We start from the raw sequence: 6,556 nt of genomic DNA, 5'->3' as shown, positions 1-6,556 counted from the left end.
GACGGCTGGTACGGCGTACTTGTACTCCGTGACGGCCCTCGACCGGCTCGCTAACCAGAGTGTGGCGATCCCGGCGGTGTCGATCCGCTGACCGCCCCGGGGCTGGCCGAGTACGGCGGAATGTAGGTCGGCAGGGATCCGGTCGGGAGCGGCTGGGTCCCGGCCGGGAAGCTCGGCGTCGGGAACGGCGTGGTCGGGTCCCCGGGCGAGCCGCTGGTCGATGAGGACGGGAACGGCGTCGAGGGCTCGCCGGTGGGTCCCACGGTGGGCTCGCCGGTCGGGTTCTGGGTCGGGCTTTGGGTGGGGGACTTCGACGGGTACGGGTTGGCCGGCGGTGGCGGGTAGATCTGGTACACGCGGACCGTCCCCAGCTGGAACCTCAGCTCGGTCAGTTTGTCCAGGTTCTTCGGCGGCGCCCCGACCCGCTCGTCGAGCAGCAGCCACTGCACGTCGTACTTCGTCCGCAGCGTCTCGATCGTCTGCCGGGTCGGGTTGCTGAACACCTCGTCGTTCAGCGCGAGCAGGTCCTGGTCCCGGTACGGCCCCTGGACGCCGGCCGGGTAGCTGTCGTCGACCCGCGCCTGGTACGACCAGCCCTCCACCAGCACCCGGCGCTCGGCGTACCCGGCGATCCAGTACGACCCGGCCTGGCAGTGTGACGCCCGCGCCTGGTGGCAGTGCACGTTGGTGGCGATCCGGTCATCGGACCCGGAGTTGCGGCGGATGAAGCGGGCGGCCTCGATCCCGCCCGGCGCGATCGAGTCGTACGACGTCAGCGGCGGGTTCGCGAACTTCCGTACGGACGCGACCGTCGGCGACACCGTCGTACCGACCAGCACCGCGACCGCGATCACCGCCCACGTCCGCCGGGAGCCGCGCAGGACCAGCCCGAACATGCCGATCCCGAGCACCGCAATTGCCAGCGCGACCGCGAGGCCCTGCCCGAAACAGTTCACCGACGTGCACGAGCGTGGCGTCTGGTGCCGTCCCCAGTAGATCGCGGCGACGCCGATCGCGACGGCGACGCCGGCGATCCAGTACTGCCGCCGCTCCAGCGACGCCAGGCCCCAGGTCGCGAGCAGTACGCCGAGCAGGAACCCGGTCCGTACGAAGAACAGTTGGGTGTCCCCACGATCCGCGAGCAGCGACGCGCCGAGTACCGCGGCCACGAACCCGGCCAGCAGGAACACCACCATCACGTCGCCCCGCTTGATCAGCAAGGCTCCGGCCAGCGGCATGACCCACCCGACCACGACCACCGCCGCGATCACGGTCACCGCGGTCCCGCCGCCCATCCGGTCCGCCAGGCTCGCGAACGTCGCCCCGGGATCGAACCGTACGGTCGACGCCGCGCCCCGCAGTACGAAGAAGAAGGTCAACGCGTACGCCGCCGCGACGCCCACGCCGAGGACCAGCGCGCGCAGGTTCAACCGCCCGCGGCGGACCGTCAGGTAGATCCACGCGACGGCCAGCCCGGTCGCGTACACGGGTAGCGTCGTCGCCTTGGTCAACGCCAGCGCCGCGACCAGCACCCCGGCCGCGACGTACAGCCGGAACAGCTGCGACCGCGTCGTCCCCGGCCGTCGGCGCAAGAGCAACGCCGTCACCGCAATCAACGGCAGCAGCAACACCGTCGAGAGCGCCTGCGGCGGATTAGTAAGCCCACCCAGCGAGAACGGCCCGTCCGCGAGCACCCGGTCCGACACTGCCCACGGCCAGGCCACCAGGTCACCACCGGCGACCACGAGACCGGCAGCGATCGGCGCCGCGACCGCGCGACCGGTCAGCAGCATCCCGACCGCGGCCGCGCCGAGCACGGTCAGCAGCATCCAGGCGAACGGCGCCATCCGGTGCGTGAGTACGTCGAGCGGCACGGTGGTGATCCAGTGCGCGGACGCGATGTGCTCGTACGCCGCCCAGTGGCTGGTCAGCCAGCCACCGTCGGCGTACGGGATCCGCGGCGGGAAGTGGTGGGTCAGCTCGGCCGCGACCGCGAGGTTGTGCGGGGCGTCCGAGTTCGACCGCAGCGCGTCCGGCCCGGTGAGCGGGATCACCTGCGAGCCGACCCGGACGAACCAGGCCGCCGCGATGCCGGCCGCGACCATCACGCCGGCGATCGACCACCACGGCGTCGGCCGCTCCGGGAGCTTCGGCCGCGGCAGCGCCCGCCACATCCCGAACGCCAGCGCGGGCATCAGCAGCGCCGCGAACGGCAGCTTGAACAGCATCCCGAGCGGATACAGCAGCGCCTCGACGGCCAGGCCGAACGCCGTACCGAGCACGACGTCCGCGGACCGCCACCCGACGCCGCCGGTCAGCCGCCGCCAGAACATCGTGCCCGGGACCACGATCACAACCAGCAGATAGCCGAGGTACGCCGCCGGCATCCATACCGGGTGCTCCTGCAACGCGACGAACCACGCGATCGGCAGCACGGGCAGCGTCACCATCGCCGCGGTCAGCTTGCCCCGTCCGGCCGCTCTGATCATCGGGCGATTCTAGGGGGCGGACCGGTCGGCGGACCGCCCGCACTGACCAACCTCCGCCCAAGGCCCTCCACCGGGCGGCGGCGAGCGTGACAAGGTCGGCACGCGAACCATTGGTGGGTGCGGGACGTCCGACGCTAGGCTTCATGACTATGAGTTCGGTGGATCGGAGTCGGGTCAGGGAGTTGATGGGGGCGGTGCTGTCGGCCCAGGGGCGTACGTTGCCGGCCGACGACTCCGCGGAGCTCCGGGAGATCGGGTTCCGGTCGCTGGACTTCTCCGAGCTTGCCCTCCGGGTGGAGGACGAGCTCGGCGACGAGCTGAACTTCGATGCCCCCGGGCTGCGCCGGATCGCGACGGTCGGCGACGTACTGGACTTCATCGAGCAACTCCAGTCGGCGTGACCGGCCGGCGCCGCAGCACCGCGCTGATCGGCGACGACAACACCGTCGTCGTCGGCGGCAAGCGGCTGACCTGGCGGACGCTGCACAAGCTCCCGCAGCTGCCCTCACCGGCGGCGGTCCTGGTGGACAACGGCGGCGACGCCCTCGCCGCGCTGCGGCACCACGCCGTGCACGGCACCGAGCTGCTGGTCGCCACCGGGTCCCGCGTCGACGAGCTGATGCGCGAGGAGCTCGGCGAGTCCGGTTTCGCGATCGTTCTGCCCGATGGGGAAGTCACCCCGGCCAGACTGAAGCGCGTCGAGGAGTCCGGCCGCGCCTGGCTGCTGACCTCCGGCTCGACCGGCCGCCCGAAGCGGATCGGCCACACGCTGGAGTCGCTGACCACGGTCACCGCCGACCAGCCCCCGCGGACCTGGCTGCTGCCGTACTCGCCCGGCACCTACGCCTGGTGGCAGGTCGTCACGCTCTCGCTCACCCAGGCCGACCAGGGCCTGGTCGTCATCGAGCCGCACGAGCTGGAGACCTGGCCGGCGATCGCGGCGGAGCACGGCGTCACGGCAGCGTCCGGTACGCCGACGTTCTGGCGGCAGGCGATCTACCGCGACGCTGACGCGCTGGCCGCCGTACCGCTGGAGCAGATCACGCTCGGTGGCGAGCCTGTCGACCAGGCGATCCTCGACCAGCTCCGGGAGATCTTCCCGGACGCCCGGATCTCCTGGATCTACGCGTCCTCCGAGGTCGGCGCTTCGATCGTGGTGCACGACGGCAAGGCAGGTTTCCCGAGGTCCTGGCTGGACCGCGACCCGGACCCGGACCGGCCGGTGCTGAGCGTCGAGGGCGACGAGCTGGTGATCCGCTCACCGCACCACGGCGCCGGGCTGGTCGGCGCCGTGCACACCGGCGACCGGGTCGAGTACGACGGCGACCGGGTGCTGATCACCGGCCGCCTGGACACCGACGAGATCAACGTCGGCGGCTCCAAGGTGTCGGCCGGCCTGGTTCGCAACGTCCTGATGGGCCACCCGGGCGTCTCCTGGGCGCGGGTGTTCGCGCGCAAGGCGCCGCTGGTCGGCCGGATGGTGGCGGCCGAGGTGGTCACGAACCACTCGCTCGGCCCGATCACCGACGCCGACCTGGTCCAGTGGTGCTCGAGCCGGCTGCCGGACTTCGGCGTACCGCGACGGATCAGGTTCCTCGACGAGATCCCGCAGAAGGAAACCCTGAAGAGTGATGTCTGACACTGTGGTGCCGCCCGCCTCGGTCGTGCTGGTCTCCGGAGGGTCCCGCGGCCTCGGACTGGCGATCGTCACCGACCTGCTCACCGCCGGTCTGAAGGTCGCCGCCTTCGCCCGGACCGTCACACCCGAACTCGCGGCGCTCGGCGAGAAATACCCTGAGCACCTGTACTACGGGTCCGTCGACGTGAACGACAGCGCCGCCGCGCAGGCGTTCGTCAAGGCCGTCGAGGGCGCGCTCGGCCCGATCGATGCCCTGGTCAACAATGCCGCGATCGGCCAGGACTCGCTGCACGTTCATACGTCCGCCGAGCACCTGGCCGACATCATCCAGACCAATCTGACCTCGCCGCTGGTGCTGACCCGCTTCGTCCTCCGCCGGATGCTCGCGAAGGGCCTCAAGGGCCGGATCGTCAACATCACCTCGATCTGCGCCCAGCGCGGCTACCCCGGCCTGGTCGCGTACTCCGCCACCAAGGGCGGCATGGATGCGGCAACCCGCTCGCTCGCTCGCGAACTGGGTGGCCGCATCCTCGCCAACGCCATCGCCCCCGGCTTCTTCGCCTCCGAGATGTCGGCGGTCCTCGGCCAGACCCAACTGGACCAGATCACCCGCCGAACCCCCACCGGCCGCCTGACCGAGCCCGAGGACGTCCTCCCGCTGGTCCGTCTCCTCCTCCTGGACAACACCAACCTGAACGGCCAGGTCCTGGTCGTCGACGGCGCCGCCTCGATCTAGTCGACCGCCACCTCGACCGGCTCCGGGGTCGGGCGGAACCAGTTCCACGGGCGGACGGTGAGGACGATCATGGTCAGGCTGAGGGCCGCGTAGACCAGCGAGCCGATGAAGGCCGCGTGGACGCCGTCGACCAGCACCTCGCGGGGGAGGTGCGCGGTGGAGTTGCGGCTCGCCGTACCGAAGATCGTGACCAGGATGCCGAGGCCGAGCGCGCCGCCGACCTGCTGGACGACGTTCAGCATGCCGGAGGCCGCGCCGGAGTCCTCCGGGGCGACGCCGGAGATCGCGCGCCCGACGAGCGGGATGAAAATCATCCCAGCGCCCGCGCCGAACAGCAGCAGCGGACCGACCACGTCGTGCAGGTACGTGCCGTGCGCGCCGAGCCGGGTCAGCCACAGCGTGCCGAGGGTGACGAGCGTGGACCCGGTCAGCAGCAGCTTGCCGCTGTCGATCCGGGCGACCAGCTTCGGTACGACACGTGACGCGGTGAACAGCAGACCGGTCATCGGCAGGAACGCCAGCCCGGCCGCGAGCGGGCTCAGCGCGAGCACACCCTGCAGGTACTGCGTCATGAAGAAGAACATCCCGAACATCGTCCCGACCACCAGCAGCATGGTCAGGTACGACGCCGACCGTACCGGCGAGCGGAACAGCCGCAGCGGCACGATCGGGTGGCTCACCCGCCGCTCGACCAGTACGAACGTGACCAGCAGTACGACGCCGACCGCGAACGCGACCAGCACCTCCGGCGACGACCAGCCCTTCTCGGCGACCCGGATGAACCCGAACACCAGCGAGGTGATGCCGAGCGTCGACGTGAGCGCGCCGGCCAGGTCGAACCGGCCGGTCTCCCGCTCGGTCTCGGTCAGCACCCGGCGAGCCGCGAAGACCAGCGCGATCCCGATCGGGACGTTGATGAACAGACCCCAACGCCAGGAGACCCAGTCCGTGAGCATGCCGCCGAGCACCAGCCCGACACTGCCGCCACCGGACGAGATCAGGCTGTAGTAGCCGAGCGCCTTCATCCGCTCGGGTCCTTCGCGGTACGTGAGCATCAGCAGCGTCAGCGCCGCCGGAGCCGCGATCGCGCCGCCGATGCCCTGCAGCACGCGGGCGGCGAGCAGCAGCTCGGCGTTCGGGGCGAGGCCGCCGAGCAGTGAGGCGAGCGTGAAGATGCTGACGCCGGTGACGAACACCCGGCGACGCCCGAGCAGGTCGCCGGCCCGAGCGCCGAGCAGCAGCAGGCCGCCGAACGCGAGCGCGTAGGCGTTCTGCACCCAGGACAGGCTCGACGGCGTGAAGTGCAGGGCCTGCTGGATATGCGGCATCGCGATGTTCACCACGGTGCCGTCGAGGATCACCATCAGCTGGGTGACCAGGATGACTGCGAGTACTACCCCGGGACGCCGGGTGCGCGCGCCGGGATCGGCGCTCGCCGGCGCCGCGGTTGTTGCCGACATAGTGCTCCTTACCCCTGAGGGGCTACAGTTGTGAGAAAAGCGGAGACTTCCTCCGGATACGATACGGAGGCATCCTCCGCTTTGCAAGCCATTTGCGGAGCAAAGCAATCAAGTACTGTTTGTTGGCGGACCTCGGGAGGAGGCTGGATGGCGCCGGAACCACTGCCTTGTACGCGGCCGACCCGCGCGGACGCGGCCCGGAACTACGACCGCCTGGTGACGGCCGCCCGGG

Annotated in this window: 5 protein-coding genes; 3 read left to right on the top strand and 2 right to left on the bottom strand. The window is 70.7% G+C overall.

Annotation, left to right across the window (positions count from 1 at the left end; translation table 11 throughout):
- Positions 1 to 50 precede the first annotated feature (50 nt).
- Positions 51 to 2,489, bottom strand: coding sequence for a hypothetical protein (locus tag VFF46_RS29745; RefSeq protein WP_325040543.1), 2,439 nt, complete (start codon positions 2,487 to 2,489; stop codon positions 51 to 53).
- A gap of 143 nt (positions 2,490 to 2,632) precedes the next feature.
- On the opposite strand from VFF46_RS29745, the gene VFF46_RS29740 reads away from it, so the two are divergent.
- From VFF46_RS29740 to VFF46_RS29730, 3 genes are read left to right on the top strand one after another with little or no spacing between them, the layout of a single operon-like run.
- Positions 2,633 to 2,890 (top strand): acyl carrier protein, encoded by a 258-nt coding sequence (locus tag VFF46_RS29740; RefSeq protein ID WP_325040542.1) that lies wholly within the window; start codon positions 2,633 to 2,635, stop codon positions 2,888 to 2,890.
- Positions 2,887 to 4,128 (top strand): AMP-binding protein, encoded by a 1,242-nt coding sequence (locus tag VFF46_RS29735; protein WP_325040541.1) that lies wholly within the window; start codon positions 2,887 to 2,889, stop codon positions 4,126 to 4,128. Before VFF46_RS29740 ends, VFF46_RS29735 begins: the two co-directional genes overlap by 4 nt.
- Positions 4,121 to 4,864, top strand: coding sequence for an SDR family NAD(P)-dependent oxidoreductase (locus tag VFF46_RS29730; RefSeq protein WP_325040540.1), 744 nt, complete (start codon positions 4,121 to 4,123; stop codon positions 4,862 to 4,864). Before VFF46_RS29735 ends, VFF46_RS29730 begins: the two co-directional genes overlap by 8 nt.
- Here the strand turns inward: VFF46_RS29730 and VFF46_RS29725 are convergent.
- Positions 4,861 to 6,324, bottom strand: a complete 1,464-nt coding sequence (locus VFF46_RS29725) for an MFS transporter (protein ID WP_325040539.1) — start codon at positions 6,322 to 6,324, stop codon at positions 4,861 to 4,863. The genes VFF46_RS29730 and VFF46_RS29725 overlap by 4 nt on opposite strands.
- Between the last annotated feature and the right edge of the window lie 232 nt (positions 6,325 to 6,556).

This window comes from Kribbella sp., from assembly GCF_035655035.1.
Taxonomy (GTDB): domain Bacteria; phylum Actinomycetota; class Actinomycetes; order Propionibacteriales; family Kribbellaceae; genus Kribbella.
Note: the sequence above shows the minus strand (reverse complement) of the source record. Positions and strands in the feature narration are given on the sequence as shown.

Coding starts and splice junctions, on each gene's coding strand:
- VFF46_RS29745 (WP_325040543.1), bottom strand. CDS start 2,489: ATGATCAGAGCGGCCGGACGGGGCAAGCTGACCGCGGCGATGGTGACG.
- VFF46_RS29740 (WP_325040542.1), top strand. CDS start 2,633: ATGACTATGAGTTCGGTGGATCGGAGTCGGGTCAGGGAGTTGATGGGG.
- VFF46_RS29730 (WP_325040540.1), top strand. CDS start 4,121: ATGTCTGACACTGTGGTGCCGCCCGCCTCGGTCGTGCTGGTCTCCGGA.
- VFF46_RS29725 (WP_325040539.1), bottom strand. CDS start 6,324: ATGTCGGCAACAACCGCGGCGCCGGCGAGCGCCGATCCCGGCGCGCGC.